19 protein-coding genes are annotated in these 15952 nt (G+C 69.1%); 12 read left to right on the top strand and 7 right to left on the bottom strand.

Annotated elements, in window-relative coordinates; all coding sequences use genetic code 11:
* Nucleotides 1–14: 14 nt before the first annotated feature.
* The 3 genes from metH (at nt 15) to AB0B82_RS13140 (ending at nt 5062) form a co-directional block, all read left to right on the top strand.
* The gene (gene metH, locus AB0B82_RS13150) at nt 15–3629 is read left to right on the top strand and encodes a methionine synthase (protein WP_360166235.1); all 3615 of its coding nucleotides are present in this window, start codon (nt 15–17) and stop codon (nt 3627–3629) included.
* A gap of 11 nt (nt 3630–3640) precedes the next feature.
* Nucleotides 3641–4111, top strand: coding sequence for a GNAT family N-acetyltransferase (locus tag AB0B82_RS13145; RefSeq protein ID WP_360166232.1), 471 nt, complete (start codon nt 3641–3643; stop codon nt 4109–4111).
* Between the two features lie 99 nt (nt 4112–4210).
* Nucleotides 4211–5062 (top strand): HAD family acid phosphatase, encoded by an 852-nt coding sequence (locus AB0B82_RS13140; protein ID WP_360166229.1) that lies wholly within the window; start codon nt 4211–4213, stop codon nt 5060–5062.
* On the opposite strand, the gene AB0B82_RS13135 is transcribed toward AB0B82_RS13140, so the two are convergent.
* Nucleotides 5050–5736, bottom strand: coding sequence for a TetR family transcriptional regulator (locus AB0B82_RS13135; protein WP_360166226.1), 687 nt, complete (start codon nt 5734–5736; stop codon nt 5050–5052). The two genes, AB0B82_RS13140 and AB0B82_RS13135, sit on opposite strands and share 13 nt — an antisense overlap.
* 96 nt (nt 5737–5832) lie before the next feature.
* Between AB0B82_RS13135 and AB0B82_RS13130 the strand changes: the two genes are divergently transcribed.
* From AB0B82_RS13130 to AB0B82_RS13105, 6 genes are all read left to right on the top strand, one after another.
* Complete coding sequence (locus tag AB0B82_RS13130; protein ID WP_360166223.1) at nt 5833–6765, top strand: SDR family oxidoreductase; 933 nt, start codon at nt 5833–5835, stop codon at nt 6763–6765.
* Nucleotides 6762–7523 (top strand): class I SAM-dependent methyltransferase, encoded by a 762-nt coding sequence (locus AB0B82_RS13125; RefSeq protein ID WP_360166220.1) that lies wholly within the window; start codon nt 6762–6764, stop codon nt 7521–7523. The genes AB0B82_RS13130 and AB0B82_RS13125 overlap by 4 nt, the downstream gene beginning before the upstream one ends.
* Before the next feature lie 84 nt (nt 7524–7607).
* Nucleotides 7608–7901, top strand: coding sequence for a hypothetical protein (locus tag AB0B82_RS13120; RefSeq protein WP_360166218.1), 294 nt, complete (start codon nt 7608–7610; stop codon nt 7899–7901).
* 195 nt (nt 7902–8096) lie between these two features.
* Entirely contained in the window at nt 8097–9017 is a 921-nt protein-coding gene (locus tag AB0B82_RS13115) for a hypothetical protein (protein ID WP_360166215.1), read from the top strand.
* Entirely contained in the window at nt 9014–9391 is a 378-nt protein-coding gene (locus AB0B82_RS13110) for a YciI family protein (RefSeq protein ID WP_360166212.1), read from the top strand. The genes AB0B82_RS13115 and AB0B82_RS13110 overlap by 4 nt, the downstream gene beginning before the upstream one ends.
* A gap of 149 nt (nt 9392–9540) precedes the next feature.
* Nucleotides 9541–10122 carry an adenylate kinase gene (locus AB0B82_RS13105; protein ID WP_360166210.1) on the top strand — a complete coding sequence of 194 codons (582 nt, stop codon included), beginning with the start codon at nt 9541–9543 and terminating at the stop codon, nt 10120–10122.
* Nucleotides 10123–10146: 24 nt separating this feature from the next.
* On the opposite strand, the gene AB0B82_RS13100 is transcribed toward AB0B82_RS13105, so the two are convergent.
* Entirely contained in the window at nt 10147–10779 is a 633-nt protein-coding gene (locus tag AB0B82_RS13100; RefSeq protein ID WP_360166207.1) for a hemerythrin domain-containing protein, read from the bottom strand.
* A 46-nt stretch (nt 10780–10825) separates the two neighbouring features.
* On the opposite strand from AB0B82_RS13100, the gene AB0B82_RS13095 reads away from it, so the two are divergent.
* On the top strand, nt 10826–11884 hold the full coding sequence (locus AB0B82_RS13095) for a lipoate--protein ligase family protein (protein WP_360166204.1): 1059 nt from the start codon (nt 10826–10828) through the stop codon (nt 11882–11884).
* On the opposite strand, the gene AB0B82_RS13090 is transcribed toward AB0B82_RS13095, so the two are convergent.
* Together AB0B82_RS13090 and AB0B82_RS13085 are read right to left on the bottom strand one after the other, a co-directional pair.
* A complete protein-coding gene (locus AB0B82_RS13090) occupies nt 11881–12693 on the bottom strand; it encodes a PhzF family phenazine biosynthesis isomerase (protein ID WP_360166201.1) in 813 nt (270 codons plus the stop codon). The two genes, AB0B82_RS13095 and AB0B82_RS13090, sit on opposite strands and share 4 nt — an antisense overlap.
* The gene (locus AB0B82_RS13085) at nt 12693–12896 is read right to left on the bottom strand and encodes a hypothetical protein (protein WP_360166198.1); all 204 of its coding nucleotides are present in this window, start codon (nt 12894–12896) and stop codon (nt 12693–12695) included. The genes AB0B82_RS13090 and AB0B82_RS13085 overlap by 1 nt, the downstream gene beginning before the upstream one ends.
* Here AB0B82_RS13085 and AB0B82_RS13080 point away from each other — a divergent pair.
* Entirely contained in the window at nt 12895–13278 is a 384-nt protein-coding gene (locus tag AB0B82_RS13080; RefSeq protein WP_360166195.1) for a VOC family protein, read from the top strand. The two genes, AB0B82_RS13085 and AB0B82_RS13080, sit on opposite strands and share 2 nt — an antisense overlap.
* Nucleotides 13279–13291: 13 nt before the next feature.
* Here AB0B82_RS13080 and AB0B82_RS13075 read toward each other — a convergent pair whose 3' ends face one another.
* From AB0B82_RS13075 to AB0B82_RS13065, 3 genes are all read right to left on the bottom strand, one after another.
* Nucleotides 13292–13708, bottom strand: a complete 417-nt coding sequence (locus tag AB0B82_RS13075) for a DUF1707 domain-containing protein (protein ID WP_360166193.1) — start codon at nt 13706–13708, stop codon at nt 13292–13294.
* Nucleotides 13705–14412, bottom strand: coding sequence for a PadR family transcriptional regulator (locus tag AB0B82_RS13070; RefSeq protein ID WP_360166190.1), 708 nt, complete (start codon nt 14410–14412; stop codon nt 13705–13707). The genes AB0B82_RS13075 and AB0B82_RS13070 overlap by 4 nt, the downstream gene beginning before the upstream one ends.
* A gap of 74 nt (nt 14413–14486) precedes the next feature.
* The gene (locus AB0B82_RS13065; protein WP_360166187.1) at nt 14487–15206 is read right to left on the bottom strand and encodes a DUF2993 domain-containing protein; all 720 of its coding nucleotides are present in this window, start codon (nt 15204–15206) and stop codon (nt 14487–14489) included.
* Between the two features lie 137 nt (nt 15207–15343).
* On the opposite strand from AB0B82_RS13065, the gene AB0B82_RS13060 reads away from it, so the two are divergent.
* Nucleotides 15344–15919 carry a GNAT family N-acetyltransferase gene (locus AB0B82_RS13060; RefSeq protein ID WP_360166184.1) on the top strand — a complete coding sequence of 192 codons (576 nt, stop codon included), beginning with the start codon at nt 15344–15346 and terminating at the stop codon, nt 15917–15919.
* The last annotated feature ends 33 nt before the right edge of the window (nt 15920–15952 follow it).

Genomic DNA, 15952 nt, shown 5'->3' with positions numbered 1-15952 from the left:
GGAGGGGTTGGCAGATGAGTGAAACTGCGCTGCGAGAGCTGCTGGATCAGCGGATCGCGGTCCTCGACGGCGCCTGGGGCACGATGCTGCAGGGCGCCAAGCTGACCCCGGCCGACTATCAAGCCGATCGCTTCCGCGACCATTCCCACGACGTCACCGGCGACCCGGACCTGCTGAACCTCACCCGTCCGGACCTGATCCTCGACGTCCACCGGCAGTACCTGGCGGCGGGCGCGGACATCACCACCACCAACACCTTCACCGCGACGAGCATCGGGCAGGCCGACTACGGCCTGCAGGAGTACGTCCGCGAGATGAACGTGGCCGGCGCCCGGCTGGCCCGGCAGGCGGCCGACGAGTTCGCCACCCCGGACGCGCCCAGGTTCGTCGCCGGTTCGATCGGCCCGCTGAACGTCACGCTGTCGCTGAGCCCGCGCGTCGAGGACCCGGCGTACCGCGCGGTGACCTTCCAGAAGGTCAAGGACACCTACGCCGAGCAGATCGCGGCGCTGGCCGAGGGCGGCGTCGACCTGCTGCTGATCGAGACGATCTTCGACACGCTGAACGCGAAGGCCGCCGTGGCCGCGGCCCGTGAGGTCGCGCCGCAGTTGCCGCTGTGGATCTCGGTGACGATCGTCGACCTGAGCGGCCGCACGCTGAGCGGGCAGACCGTCGAGGCGTTCTGGAGTTCGGTCGAGCACGCCAAGCCGCTCGTCGTCGGCGTGAACTGTTCGCTCGGCGCCGCCGAGATGCGGCCGCATGTCGCGGACCTGGCCCGGTTCGCCGACACGTACGTCGCCTCGCACCCGAACGCCGGCCTGCCGAACGCGTTCGGCGGGTACGACGAGACGCCCGAGCAGACCGCCGCGATGCTGGCGGAGTTCGCGCAGTCCGGCCTGGTCAACATCGTCGGCGGCTGCTGCGGTACGACGCCCGCGCACATCGAGCGGATCGCGGCGGCGGTCGAGCCGCTGACCCCGCGCACCGTCGTACCGGCCGATCACACCACCCGTTTCTCCGGGCTGGAGCCGTTCAAGATCGGTGCGGACACCGGGTTCGTGATGATCGGTGAGCGCACCAACGTGACCGGATCGGCGAAGTTCCGCCGGCTGATCGAGGGCGGCGACTTCCAGGCCGCGGTCGACGTGGCGCTGGAGCAGGTGCGCGGTGGCGCCAACCTGCTGGACGTGAACATGGACGCCGACCTGCTGGACAGCGAGCAGGCGATGACCACGTTCCTGAACCTGATCGCGACCGAGCCCGAGGTGGCGCGGATCCCGATCATGGTCGACAGCTCGAAGTGGTCGGTGCTGGAGACCGGGCTGAAACACGTGCAGGGCAAGGGCGTGGTCAACTCGATCAGCCTGAAGGAAGGCGAGGAACAGTTCCTCGAGCACGCCCGGAAGATCCTCGACTACGGCGCCGGTGTCGTGGTGATGGCGTTCGACGAGCAGGGCCAGGCGGACTCCGTCGAGCGCAAGGTGGAGATCTGCGGGCGGGCCTACGACCTGCTGACCGGGATCGGCTTCCCGGCCGAGGACATCATCTTCGACCCGAACGTGCTGGCCGTCGCGACCGGGATGGCGGAGCACAACAACTACGCGAAGAACTTCATCGACGCGCTGCCGCTGATCAAGCAGCGCTGCCCGGGTGTGCACATCAGCGGCGGCATCTCGAACCTGTCGTTCGCGTTCCGCGGCAACGACATCGTCCGCGAGGCGATGCACTCGGCGTTCCTGTACCACGCCGGCCGGGTCGGCCTGGACATGGGCATCGTGAACGCGGGCCAGCTCGCGGTCTACGAGGACATCCCGAAGGACCTGCTGGAGCTGGTCGAGGACGTCATCTTCAACCGTCGCGACGACGCCACCGACCGCCTGGTCGCGTTCGCGGAGAACGTGAAGGGGAAAGGCAAGCAGCGCGAGGTCGACCTGAGCTGGCGCGAGGGCTCGGTCGAGGAGCGGCTGTCGCACGCGCTCGTGCACGGCATCGTCGACTACATCGAGGACGACACCGAGGAAGCGCGCCAGCAGCTGCCCCGGCCGCTCGACGTCATCGAGGGTCCGCTGATGGCCGGCATGAAGATCGTCGGCGATCTGTTCGGCGCGGGCAAAATGTTCCTTCCGCAGGTGGTGAAGAGCGCGCGGGTGATGAAGCGCTCGGTCGCCTACCTGGAGCCGTTCATGGAGGCGGAGAAGGAACAGGCCCGCCGGGAAGGCCGTGCGGAGATGGTCCGCGGCCAGGGCAAGGTCGTGCTCGCGACCGTGAAGGGCGACGTCCACGATATCGGCAAGAACATCGTCGGCGTGGTGCTCGGCTGCAACAACTACGAGGTGATCGATCTCGGCGTGATGGTGCCGGCGGCGAAGATCCTCGACACCGCGGTGGCCGAGGGTGCGGACGCGGTCGGCCTGTCCGGGCTGATCACGCCGTCGCTGGACGAGATGGTGTCGGTCGCCGAGGAGATGCAGCGCCGTGGACTCAAGCTGCCGTTGCTGATCGGCGGCGCCACCACTTCGAAGCAGCACACCGCGGTCCGGATCGCCCCGGCGTACGAGAGTACGACGGTGCACGTGCTGGACGCGTCCCGCGTGGTGGGCGTGGTGTCGGACCTGCTCGACGACGACCGCGCGGCAGAGCTTGCCAAGAGCAACAGTATCGAGCAGGAGCGGTTGCGCGAGCAGCACGCGAACAAGCAGCGCGCGCCGATGCTGACGCTGGCACAGGCGCGGGCGAACAAGGAGCAGGTCGAGTACGGCGAGCTGCCGGTGCCGGCGTTCACCGGGCTGCGGCATGTGACGCCGTCGATCGCGACGCTGCGCGAGATGATCGACTGGCAGTTCCTGTTCCTGGCCTGGGAGCTGAAGGGCAAGTACCCGGCGATCCTGGAGCAGCCGGTCGCGCGCGAGCTGTTCGACGACGCGAACGCGCTGCTGGATGAGATCATCGCCGACGGGTCTTTCACCGCCGAGGGGGTGTACGGGTTCTGGCCGGCGCACAGCGAGGGTGACGACATCGTTCTCGACGGGCTCGGCCGCTCGTTCCCGATGCTGCGGCAGCAGACCGCGAAGCCGGCCGGCCGGGCGAACCGCTGCCTGGCCGACTACATCGCGCCCGCGGACGACCACCTCGGTGGGTTCGGGGTCGCGATCCACGGCGCCGAGGTGCTGGCGAAGTCGTACGAGGAACGTAACGACGACTACCGCGCGATCATGGTGAAGGCGCTGGCCGACCGGCTCGCGGAGGCCTTCGCGGAATGGATCCACTTGGAGGCACGGCGGGCCTGGTTCGAGCCGGACGTCGAGCCGGTGCTGGAGGATCTGCACGCCGAGCGGTTCCGCGGCATCCGGCCCGCACTCGGGTACCCGGCCAGCCCGGACCACACCGAGAAGTTGGACCTGTTCGACCTGCTCGAGGCGGAGAAGATCGGCCTCGGGCTGACCGACTCGTACGCGATGACGCCCGCGGCCGCGGTCAGCGGTCTGATCTTCGCCCACCCGGCGTCGCGTTACTTCAGCGTCGGCCGGCTCGGACGCGACCAGATCGAGGACTACGCCGTACGGCGCGGGCTCCCGGTGACCGAGGTGGAGCGCTGGCTCCGGCCGAATCTGGCCTACGACCCGGACTAACCTGCTGACCCATGAGGGTGAGAGCAGCGACGGCCGAGGACGCGGACGCCGTCGCGGCCATCTGGTACGCCGGGTGGCGCGACGGTCACCTCGGGCACGTGCCTGACGAGCTGGTCGCCGTACGGACCGAGGAATCGTTCTGGACCAGAGCGGCCGAGCGGATCGCGGACACCACAGTGGCGGTGGTGGGCGACGAGGTCGCGGGGTTCGTGATCGTCGTCGGGGACGAGGTCGAGCAGGTGTACGTCGCGGGCGCGCAGCGCGGATCGGGTGTCGCCGCGATGCTGCTCGCCGAGGCCGAGCGCCAGGTGAAGGCCGCCGGCCACGCGGAGGCCTGGCTGGCCGTGGCGACCGGCAACGCGCGGGCGCGCCGGTTCTACGAGCGCAACGGGTGGACCGACGGCGGCGCGTTCGACTACCCGGCGAGCGTCGGGGACCGCAGCATCCCGGTGCCGTGTCACCGGTGCGTCAAAGCCGTCTGAGTGCAGGATTCCCCTTTCGTTGGGCCGCAGATGAGATACATCGGTGGCGAATGGAGTTAGCGTGCCTTCGCACGCATTTCCTGTTCTGAGGGGCTCATCATGGTTTTCCGTTCCTGGCGCCGGCCGTCCCGCCGGATGGTTCTGAGCAGTGTCGCCGCGGTCGCGATGACCTCGGTCGTCGGCGGGGTGGCGTACTCGGCCGGTGTCGCGACGCAGCAGCCGGCGATCCAGACGTCGACGCCGCGCAGCGAGAAGCAGGTCACGAACATCGACGTACTGCGTCAGCAGCTGCGCAACTACTACGGCGACCCGCTCGGCTCCGGTACGTTCGCGCCGGACAGCAACTACGCGAAGGAGGCCCGCAAGGTCGCCGCCGCGGGCACGCAGTGGATCTCGGCGCCGCACCACACCCGCAAGACCAAGGCGATCCTGCTCGACGTCGACGACACCGCGCTCGCAACCTGGAACTACGAGATCGCCAGCAACTGGGCGTTCAACCCGGCCACCAATGCGGAGTACGTGCTGGCCCAGCGGTTCCCGGCCGTTCCGGGCATGGTCGACCTGGTGAAGACGGCCGAGCGTGAGGGGTACGCGGTCTTCTTCCTGACCGGCCGCGGTGCCGCGCAGGAGCAGGCCACACTGGGCAACCTGACCGAGGACGGCGTCGGCATCGACGCCGGCTTCCCGAAGCCGACCACGCTGCGCAACGGCGAGGACGGGCTGTTCACCAAGCCGGCCGTGGCCGACTACCCGGAGTACCTGCAGCGGGCCTGCGCGAACGACCCGAACGGTTCGTGTACGACGATCCACTACAAGTCGGCCACCCGCGCGCACATCGAGTCGCTCGGCTACGACATCGTCGCGAACTTCGGCGACCAGTTCTCCGACCTGAAGGGTGGCTTCGCGGACCGTACCTTCAAGCTGCCGAACCCGAACTACTACCTGCCCTGACGCTCGTCGTTGTCGCGCGGTAGCAAGCCGTACAGCAAGGTCCGGAGGCCGTCGGTGAGCGCCGGCTCGAACTCCATCCGGAGCGGAGCCAGCGCCGGGTCGGCCTCGTAGGCGGCCAGCACCGCCGGGACGGGATGGGAGTGGGTCCACACCGCGCCCGCGAGCAGGCTCGCGTGGGCGATGAAGCGACCCGCTCCCTCCGCCCCGAGTTCGGGCAGGGCGCCGACGACCGCTGCGATCATCTCCTGGAACGCCCCCGCGGCCGCGCGTTTGAAGGTCAGCGCGGTCTCGGTCGAGACGTTCCGCTCCAGCACGGCCGCCTGTGAGCTGATCAGGTCGCAGAGCACCGGCCGTTTCGTCAGCGTGCCGACGATGGTCGCGACCAGGTGGTCGGCCCGCTCGCCGACCGTCGCCGTGGGCGGCGTCTCCGCCAGGATGCCGCGCAGGTCCTCGACCCACGCCGCCAGCTCACTGCTGGACAGCTCGAGCAGGACGGCCTCGCGGGAGTCGAAGTAGTTCAGCACGTTCGACTTCGCCAGGCCGACGCGGCGACTCAGCTCGTTCAGGCTGACGTCCGCGACCGGCATCTCGGTCAGCATCTGCGCCGCCGTGGCCAGGATCGCCAACCGCCGCTGGGCTCGCTGCTCGGCACTCCGGGCGCGCTGGAAAGTCATGTCCGCATTCTACAGACCGACGGTCTGTTGTTATCGGACCAGCGGTCTGATAACGTCGCACATAACAGACCACCAGTCTTTTATGGAGTGTGGACCATGTACGACGTTCCCGATCAGCGCGGCAAGCTCGTTGTCGTGACCGGCGCCAACAGCGGCACCGGCAAGGAAGCGACCCGGCGGCTCGCGGCCGCGGGCGCGCGGGTGGTGATGGCGGTGCGGACACCGGCCAAGGGCGAGGCGGCCCGGGCCGAGATCCTGGCCGAGTCCCCGGACGCCCAGCTCGAGGTACGGCGGGTCGACCTCGCCGATCTCGACTCGGTCCGCGAGTTCGCCGACCGCCTCGCCGCCGACGAGCAGCACCTGGACGTCCTGGTGAACAACGCCGGCGTGATGAACCCGCCGGAGCGCTTCCGCACCAAGGACGGCTTCGAGTTGCAGTTCGGCTCGAACTACCTCGGCCCGTTCGCGCTCACGCTGCGGCTGCTGCCGATGCTCCTGGCCGCGCCCGCGCCGCGGGTGGTCACGATGTCGAGCGGTGCGGCGTACATCGGCAAGATCAACTTCGACGATCTGCAGTGGGAACGGCGGTACCGGCGCGTCCCGGCGTACGCGCAGTCGAAGCTCGCCGACCTGATCCTCAGCAACCACCTCGCCGCGCTGTCGGCCTCGCGCGGCTGGGGCTTGCAGAGCATCGCCGCGCATCCGGGCTACACGCGGACCAACCTGCAGTCCGCCGGGGCCAGCCTCGGCCGCGAGCGGCAGTCGCTGCTCGGCCGGCTCGGCTACCGCTACAGCCCGATCCCGTCGCAGGACGTCGTGACCGGGACGGAGCCGATGCTGTTCGCCGCGGCCGATCCGGAAGCCGAGTCGGGCGTGTTCTACGGGCCGTCGGGACCGATGGGGCTGGTCGGTCCGACCACCGTGGTGCGCAACCCGAAGAACGCGACCGATCCCGCGACGAACGCCCGGCTCTGGGACGTTTCCGAGGCGCTGACGGGGGTGTCGTTGCCGTCTATGCTGCGCAAGTGACCGAGTGGTCGAGCGGGGGAATCTACGAGTCGTACGTCGGCCGGTGGAGCCGGCTGGTCGCCGCCGAGTTCGTCGACTGGCTGGAGCAGCCGGCCGGACTGCGATGGCTCGACGTCGGGTGCGGTACCGGGGCGCTGACCAGCACGATTCTCCGGACGGCCGACCCGGCGTCGGTGCTGGGGATCGACCCGTCGGAAGGCTTCATCGGCTACGCGCGCTCACAGCTCGTGGATCCGCGGGTGGAGTTCGAGGTGCGGTCGGCGGCCGAGCTTCCGGACGGTCCGTTCGACGTCGTGGTCGCCGGGTTGGTGCTCAACTTCGTCCCCGAGCGGGTCGCGGCGCTGCGCCGGATGCGCGAGATCGGTACGACCGTGGCGGCGTACGTCTGGGACTACACCGACGGCATGCAGCTGATGCGGTACTTCTTCGACGCGATGCTCGACGTCCGGCCGCAGGATCGCGAGCACGACGAAGGGCGCCGGTTCCCGTTCTGTACGCCGGAAGGCCTGGCGGGGCTGTTCCGCGACGCCGGGTTCAGAGGCATGCGGACGCGCGAGATCGTCGTACCGACGGTGTTCTCGTCGTTCGACGACTACTGGGAACCGTTTCGCGGCGGGCAAGGCGTCGCGCCGGCATACCTGCGCAGCCTCGACCCGGCCGACCAGGATGCGTTGCGCGACGCAGTCCAGGCCCGGCTGCCGATCGAGCCGGACGGCTCCGTCAAGCTGACGGCCCGGGCGTGGGCGATCACCGCTTGAGGATCGGAGCAGTTCGCGGCGGCGTCGTTCGGTGATGTCAAGATCCGGCGTCCGGCTCCGTCTTCTGGGTGAGAGGAGACGCCGATGAAGTTCTTACTGATCCTGCAGGGTGGCGGTGAGCACAGCCTGCGGCGCGACGAGTTCGAGCGGGTCGCGTACGAGGCCGGGGAACTGGTCGGCGGCGAACTGCTCGCGGATCCGCAGCTGTCGATCCGGCTGCCCGACTGCGAGCCGAGCTGTATCGACGGGTACTACCTGGTCGACGTCGAGGACCGTGACCGCGCGGTCGAGCTCGCGCGGCTGCTGCCGGACGCGCACGTCGCCGGTCGCTCGGTCGAGATCCGCGAGGTCATGCGCGCAGCAGCCGTCGATTATTGAGCCGCCGTGCGCTGAGCCGGCGGAATTCGCTGGTGTCCGGAGTGTGACCGGATCATGATGGGCGACATGTCTGCCCAGGCTGCTGCCGCTTACTGATCGCCACCGCGCCCGATGACCGACGGCGCGTCCGATCAAGCCCGTCCCGTGGACGGGCCCCGTAGCGTGCAGTCCATCAGCCTTGGAGCTACTCTCCCCATGACATTCGAGTCCTGGGTCGAGGTCGCGTGTGACGAGTCGGGGTTCTCCGGAACCAACCTGCTCGACCCCGCCTCGCCCGTCATCACACACGCCAGCACCGACCTCGATCTCGCAGCGGCCGCCGAGCTCGTCGACGTACTGCGAAGTCACCTCCGGCGCCGCTCGGAGTACAAGTCCAACCAGCTCCTCCGACCCGAGCAGCGGCCCGCGCTCGAGTGGTTGCTCGGAGCGTTGCGCGGGCATGCGCACGTCCACGTGATCGACAAGACGGCGTACGTCGCCGCGCGCGTGGTCGAGCTGTTCACCGAGGAACCGTCGTACGGCGCCGGCACCAGCCTCGGCACCGATCACTCGTCCGTCGTCGCGGCGCTGCGGCATCGCACCGGGTTCCTGGCCGCGTTCGTGGATCTGACCCGGACGAAGCGGGTGCGGCTGATGGATCACGCCGCGGTCGACCGCTTCTTCGCGACGCTGCCGGCCGACGTACCGCAGCTGCGTGCGGTGACGCGGCCGCGAGTCGAGCAGATCATGCAGCGGCTGATCGAGGAGGACCCGGAGCTGCCACCACCGCTGGAACCGCTCGTCCCGGCGCTCGCCGAAACAGTCCTGTACTGGAGCGCCGGCGGCCGCCGCGTCGCCGTCGTCCACGACGAACAGAGCGCGCTGACGCCGGGGCGGGTGGCTCGGGTCGGGTCGTTCTTGGCCGGCGGGATCGTGCCCGGCCCGCTGCACTCGTTCACCCAGGTCGACTCCCGCCACGATCCCCGAGTCCAAGTCGCCGACTTCCTCGCAGGAATCGCCCGCCGCGGCACCCCAGACCTGGCCGACCTCTTGGAGCCGTACCAGGCACAATGTCGAGGGGCTGCCGGCGCCTCCGACGTCCGGGGTGACAACGACGACACAGGAGGTTCGACATGAAGTACGTGGTCCTGATCCACTCCAACCCGCAGCCGTGGGGGCACCCGACGATCGACTTCACCGAGGTCGGCCGTGCGATCCCGGCGGACGAGCGGGCCGCAATGGGCAAGGAGTTCGACGAACTGCTCGCCGAGCTGTCCGCGTCCGGCGAACTGGTCACCGGTTTGGCGCTGGACGCCCCATCGACCAGCCGCGTCTACCGCTGGGAAGGCAAGCGGCCGGTGAGCACGGACGGCCCGTTCGCCGAATCCAAGGAGCAACTGGCCGGCTTCTTCCTCCTCGACTGCGCCACCCGGGAGCGCGCCGAAGAACTGGCCGCCCACTTCGCCGGCCCGGGCGACACCATCGAGCTCCGCCCGGAAATGGAGTTCTGACGTGTCCGGGCGTTCGCGGGTGGGCGGTTGCGGACAGTAATGCGCGGGTTGTGACATAGACCCGGATCTCAAGTGACGTACGCCGTACCGCAGGCGCGGGCAGATTCTCTATCCTGGGGGACTCACCGAGAGTCAGGAGGGGGTGCGCCGTGACGACTGTCTTGCTGATGGGTCCGCCAGGCGCGGGCAAAGGCACGCACGCTGGACACCTGGCCGGACGTCTCGGGGTGCCGGTGATCTCCACCGGCGACCTGTTCCGTCGCAACATCGCGGAGGGGACCGAACTCGGTCAGACCGCGCAGAAGTACCTCGACGCCGGCGAGTACGTCCCGGACGAGGTTACCAACGGTATGGTCCGCGACCGGCTCGCGGCGCCCGACGCCCGTCCCGGCTTCGTCCTCGACGGGTACCCGCGCACGCTGGACCAGGCCGGTGTCCTGGACGAACTCCTCCGCGAGCAGGGCCGGTCACTCACCGCAGCGCTCGTCCTCCAGGTGCACGTCGACGCGCTGGTCGGCCGCCTGCTGCGCCGCGCGGAGATCGAGCACCGCTCCGACGACACCGAAGAAGTCATCCGGCGCCGCTTCGAGATCTACCACGAGCAGACCGCGCCGCTGATCGACTTCTACGCGACCCGAGGCATCCACCACGAGATCGACGCCTCCGCCGACATCGAAACTGTCCGTTCGCACGTCACCCAGGTAGCGCTGCAGCTGAAGCCTGCGGCGTAACGGTCCGCGCCTTCAGGTGCGCCCTCAGACGCGCCAGGTGGGGGCGACTGTTTTGCGGTAGGTGCGGCCGAAGAGGCCGGCGATCACGGTGAGGACCGGCTTCGGGACGGTGCCGGTGATGGCGGCGGACTCGGCCGGGGAGGCTCCGTCGAGGGCCCAGGCGAAGAACGTGCCGCCCTCGGACGGCGTCACCTTCGCGAACTCGCGGCCCATCGCCTTGAGCTCCGGCGACCCCTCGTTCTGCAGGTACACCGGCTCGATCTCCGCCTCTTCGTGATCCAGGTGCTCGATCGTGACCCGTTGCAGCTCCTGCATCGCGGTCCGTGCGGACGCCGCATCCGCCGCGGTCGCCGTCCGCCGCAACGTGCCCATCGCCGTCCGCGTCGAAGCCAACGCGGTCGCCATCGTGGCGTGCTCGGAATCCAGCTGGGCAAGCAGTTCCGGCGACACGCCGAGCCGTTCCAGAGCCGGCCACGCGATCTCGTGTTCTCCTTCGTGATGGCGGGTCAGCTGCGCGTCGAAGTTCTGCCAAGCCGTCGCCAGTTGCTCGGCTCGCCCTCGGTCGCCGTCCTGGAAGCGCTCCAGCGCGTCGAGGAATCGGTCCAGATCCCGCCGCACCGCAGCGTGGATCGCCTTGTTCATGCTCATCTCCCCCATGGGCTCAGCATGCGCCAGGGGAACAACTGTTGACCAGAGCAAGTTGATGATGAGTATGCATGGTGAGTACAAGGTCCCGGGCGGCAAGCTCGTCGTCGCCGACCTCGACGTGATCGACGACCGGGTTCGGAACGCGCAGATCTCCGGCGACTTCTTCCTCGAGCCGGACGACGCACTGGAGCGGATCAACGGCGCCTTGGCCGGTCTGCAGATCGGCACCCCGGCAGCACAGATCGCGGCGCGCGTCCGGGCGGCGCTCGGCGACGGCGTCGAGATGCTCGGGTTCTCACCCGAGGCGGTCGCGGTCGCCGTACGGCGGGCCGTCACCGGCGCGACCGGATGGCGCGATCACCGATGGCAGTTCGTGCACGACGTACCGCGCGAGCCGGCGTTGCAGATGGCGCTCGACGAGGTGCTGACCGAGCAGGTCGGATCGGGGGAGCGGCCGCCGACGCTGCGGGTCTGGGAGTGGGCGTCGAACGCGGTCATCATCGGCAGCTTCCAGTCGCTGCGCAACGAGGTCGACCTGGACGGCGCGGCCCGGCACGACGTCACCGTGGTACGGCGGATCAGCGGCGGCGGCGCGATGTTCGTGGAGCCGGGCAACACGATCACGTACTCGCTGTACGTGCCCGAATCGCTCGTCTCCGGCCTGTCGTTCGTCGAGTCGTACGCGTTTCTCGACGACTGGGTCATTGGTGCACTCAACGATCTTGGCATCGCCGCGACGTACCAGCCGATCAACGACATCACCTCGCCCGCGGGCAAGATTGCCGGCGCCGCGCAGAAGCGGCTCGCCGGTGGCGCGGTGCTGCACCACGTGACGATGGCGTACGACATGGACGCCGGCAAGATGCTCGAGGTACTGCGGATCGGCCGGGAGAAGCTGTCCGACAAGGGCACGACGAGCGCCAACAAACGCGTCGATCCGCTGCGCAGCCAGACGGGTCTCGACCGCGCGGACGTCATCTCCCGGATGGTCGGAACGTTCCGGAACCGCTACGGGTTGAGCGACGGCACCATCGCTGCCGAAACCGTTGCCGAGGCCGAGGAACGCGTCGTGTCGAAGTTCGCGACGAAGGATTGGCTCACCCGCGTGCCCTAGGACGCGATCGGGACGGCGTGGCCGCTGACGCGGATGCGCGGATCGTCCGGCCGCAGCTCGACGGTGATCAGGCTGGGGCGGCCGAGGTCGTGGCCTTGGTGCAGCGTGATGGTGGGCTGGGCCAATCCCAGTTCGCGGAGGTACGCGCCGAACGCGGCCGCGGCGGCGCCGGTGGCCGGATCCTCGACCACGCCGCCGACCGGGAACGGATCGCGCACGTGGTAGACCGTCGGCGATTCGCGCCAGACGAGCTGCAGTGTGGTCAGATCGCGCTCCAGCATGTACGCGAGCAGGCGGTCGAAGTCGTAGTCCAGGTCGGCCAGTCGTTGCCGCGTCGCCGTACCCAGCACGAGATGCCGCGCCCCGGCGTACCCGACCCTGGGCGGCAGCTCCGGATCGAGGTCGTCGGGCGACCAGCGCAGAATGTCCAGGACATCGGCCAGATCGGCTGCTTCGACGTGCGGCTCGACACTCGTCAACGTCGCGCGCAACTCCTCGTCGACCACGACCGGGACGCGCCCGGCCTTTGTGTCGAAGACGATCTCACCCGGTCCGATCCGCTCGGCCAACGCGACCGCGGTCGCCACCGTCGCGTGACCGCAGAACGGGACCTCGGCCTTCGGCGAGAAGTACCGCACCGGGCGCACCGCGCCCTCGCCGGTCACGAACGCGGTCTCCGAGTACCCGACCTCGGCCGCGATCGCCTGCATGGTGTCGTCGTCCAGTCCGCCGGCGTCCAGCACCACGCCGGCCGGATTACCGCCGGCCGGGTCGGTCGTGAACGCGGCGTACCGCAGTACGTCCGCCATCACCGCGTCCAATCCAGCCGCGGCTCCGGGATCTGCAGCGCCCGCCCGAACGCCTGAGTCACCTCGTTACCTCGCCGGTGCCGGAAGATCTTCTCCAGAAAGATCACAAAGCTCTCCTCGTCGTGGAAGTCGGCATACCACCCCGGCTTGTCCAGCACACCCGCCAGCACCTCCGCCAAGGAGAGGCGTACCGTCCAGCGCATGGAGATCGGGTACGTCATTTTATATGTGGGGGATCTGGACGCGTCGGTGGCGTTCTACCGTGACGTGGTCGGGTTGGCGTACAAGTTCACGGATGCGGGGTACGCCGAGTTCGACGCAGGTGGGGTGCGGTTCGCGTTGTACGAGCGGCGCCGTGCGGAGTGGCTGACCGGTACCGAGGTGACCCCGGGCGCGGGTGGTGAAGTCGTCGTACGGGTGGACGACGTGGACGCGCGCGCCGAGCGGCTGCGGGCCGCGGGGGTACGCGTCCTGAGCGGGCCGGCGGACCGTCCGTGGGGACATCGGACGGTCCACATCGCCGACCCGGACGGCTTCGTCGTCGAGTTCGCCCAGGAAATCCCGCGCGCACGCGGGCGAAGCTAGGACATGCCCTGGCTCAGCGGTAGTGGTGCCAGCGGTGCCGGGACATGCCGCTGATCATGACGATCCAGAACAGGCCCCACAGCAACCACGGCGCAGTGAGCGCGACCGAAGTAACGACCAGTCCGATCATCAGGAACGGCATCAGCATCATGAACGGCGGTGGCGGACCCGGGCGCCGGCGCAGGGACCCCGGCCCGCGCGCCACCTGCAGCTCCGCGGCCGGCAGGTCGTCGAACAGCGGCTGGAGGTCGTCGGCGTACCGCGCCTTCGTCGCCGCCTCGCTGCGCTCCTCGAACTCGGCCTGCGTCAGCCGGCCGGCCACGAAGTGGTCGCTCAGCATCGTCACGGCCCGGTCCCGCTCGGCGTCCCCGATCCGCACGCGCTTGCGCGGTACGTCGGCGCGCAGGCGCTCCCATTCGGTGAAGCTCATGGCCGGTCCTGGGGGTCGGCGTCGTCCTCCTCGGCGAGGATCCCGTACAGCTTGCGGCGTAGGTCGGCGACCGCGTCCCGGGCCTTCGCCTGCTGCTCCGGCGTACCGCTGGCCAGGATCTGCCACATCGCCGTCGCGACCTGCCCGAACAGCGGCTTGAACCCGTTCTCGTCGTCGCCCGGCGGCGCGCTCATCGCCTCCCACGGCGCGGACACCTCGTCCTGGTGCTCCGCGACGTACGCACGCCCCTCATCGGTGAGCGTGAACGTCCGCCGCCCAACCGCCGCGTCCGCGGTCACCAGGCCCTCGTCCTCGAGCTGCTGCAGCGTCGGGTAGATCGAGCCCGGACTGGGCTTCCACACGCCGCCGCTGCGCTCGGCGATCTCCTGGATGATTCCGTACCCGTTCATCGGCTGCTCCGCGAGCACGGCCAGGATCGCTGCGCGGACGTCGCCGCGACGCGCCTTCGGGCCGCGCCAGCGCGGGGGCGGCGGACCCCACGGCGGACCGAACATCTGACCGCCGCCACCGAAGAATCCCGCCCACGGCGGGCCGTAGTTCTGATGGTGACTGCGATGCCCGCGGTGACCGCTCATCGCCGCGCGCAACTCGTCCTTGAGCTCGTCGAAGGTCGACTCGAAAGTTGAACAGTGCCGCGCGAACTGAGCCCACGGCCAGCCCGCGGCGTACGCCGATCCGGTCATCTGGACCACCGTCCCTCACGAAAGTGATTGCGATACTTCGACGATATATCGCGAAGCATCGCAACCCAAGGGACTCAGGCGCCGAACTTCAGGTCCTTCGCGGCCGCGGTCACGACGACCGAGTTGTCCACCACCGAGATCCCGGTGAGCTGCGCGCCGAACGGCAGCTCCGGCAGCGAGATGCCACGCGACAGCTGACTGCGCAGCACGTCCCGAACGGCCGACGGGATCCGGCCGGACAGCTCGCCGAGCGCGAGCATGATCCGGCCCTGCTGCACCTGCGGCAGGATCGGTACGTCGATCTCGATCCCGCGCACCGAGGTCCGCGCGCGCAGCCGGCCGTCGACGACGACGAGCGACAGGTTGTCGAGCCCGGTCGTCTTCGCGGCCAGGCGCGCCAGCTCCTTCGGGGACAACTGCAGCCGCATGTCGGTGGCGCCGATCGTGACGGCCCCGGACCGCTGCGTGAGCAGCGAACGCGGGACGTGCACGCTCTGCAACTCCACCTTCAGGTCCTCACCCGGCACGCCGGAGAACGTCGGCTGCTCCATCGTGAGCGTGACCTTGGAGAAGTTCTCCTTCACGAGCTGCGGCAGAAACCCGAAACCCCCGATCTGCACCGACGTGTCGGCCGCGCGGACGTCGTACTGCTCGGCCTCCCGCGCTGCCATCGAGGCGAGTTGATTCTCGGCCACGTAGGCGGCGGCCCGATCCACCACGACCGCCAGCACCGCCAGCACCAGCAACGTGACCACCAGCCGCCGGAAACCCCGGCCGGCCCTCCTGGAACCCATATGTGCCCTTCTCCCGGTCGATCCGCACAGCCTAGAACGCGGGTGGTGAGACTCCTGCACTCCAGGTGTTGTTCGATATCGAGCCCTGGGAACAGAAAGAAATTGCCTGCGGGCCGCGGCTCGCGTTGGGTGTGGGTATGACCGACCCCCGCACCGACCCCCGCATCGACCCCCGTACCGAGCTTCGAACGGATCGCCTGCTGCTTCGTCGCTGGCGCGACTCCGATGTCGAGCCCTGGGCGGCGATGAACGCCGACCCCGAAGTTCGCGAGCATCTGGGCGACCTGCTCACGCGCGAACAGAGCGCCGCATCCGTGGCCGAGTTCCAGCTCGACTTCGACCGGCGCGGGTACGGGTGGTGGGCCGTCGAGGTGCAGGCCACCGGCGAGTTCGTCGGATTCGCCGGCCTGGACGACGTGGAAGACCACATGCCGTTCACCGGTGTGGAGATCGGCTGGCGGCTTGCTCGTTCCGCATGGGGACACGGGTACGCGACCGAGGCGGCGTTGAAGGTCCTGGACTACGGCTTCGACACGCTCGAACTGCCCGAGATTCTCGCGGTCACGACGGCCGGCAACCACCGCTCGCAGGCGGTGATGCGCCGGATCGGCATGACTCGCAACCCTGCCGACGACTTCGAGGACACCACGGCCCCCGAAGGTCCGCTGCGCGCGAACGTTGTGTACCGGATCGCCCGCAGTACTGATGTTTGAGCGGGTCGCAGCGTGTCAGGTCGACAGGACGTA

The sequence above is a fragment of the Kribbella sp. NPDC048915 genome (genome assembly GCF_040649595.1).
Taxonomy (GTDB): Bacteria; Actinomycetota; Actinomycetes; order Propionibacteriales; family Kribbellaceae; genus Kribbella.
This window is presented reverse-complemented; position numbering and strand designations above follow the sequence as displayed.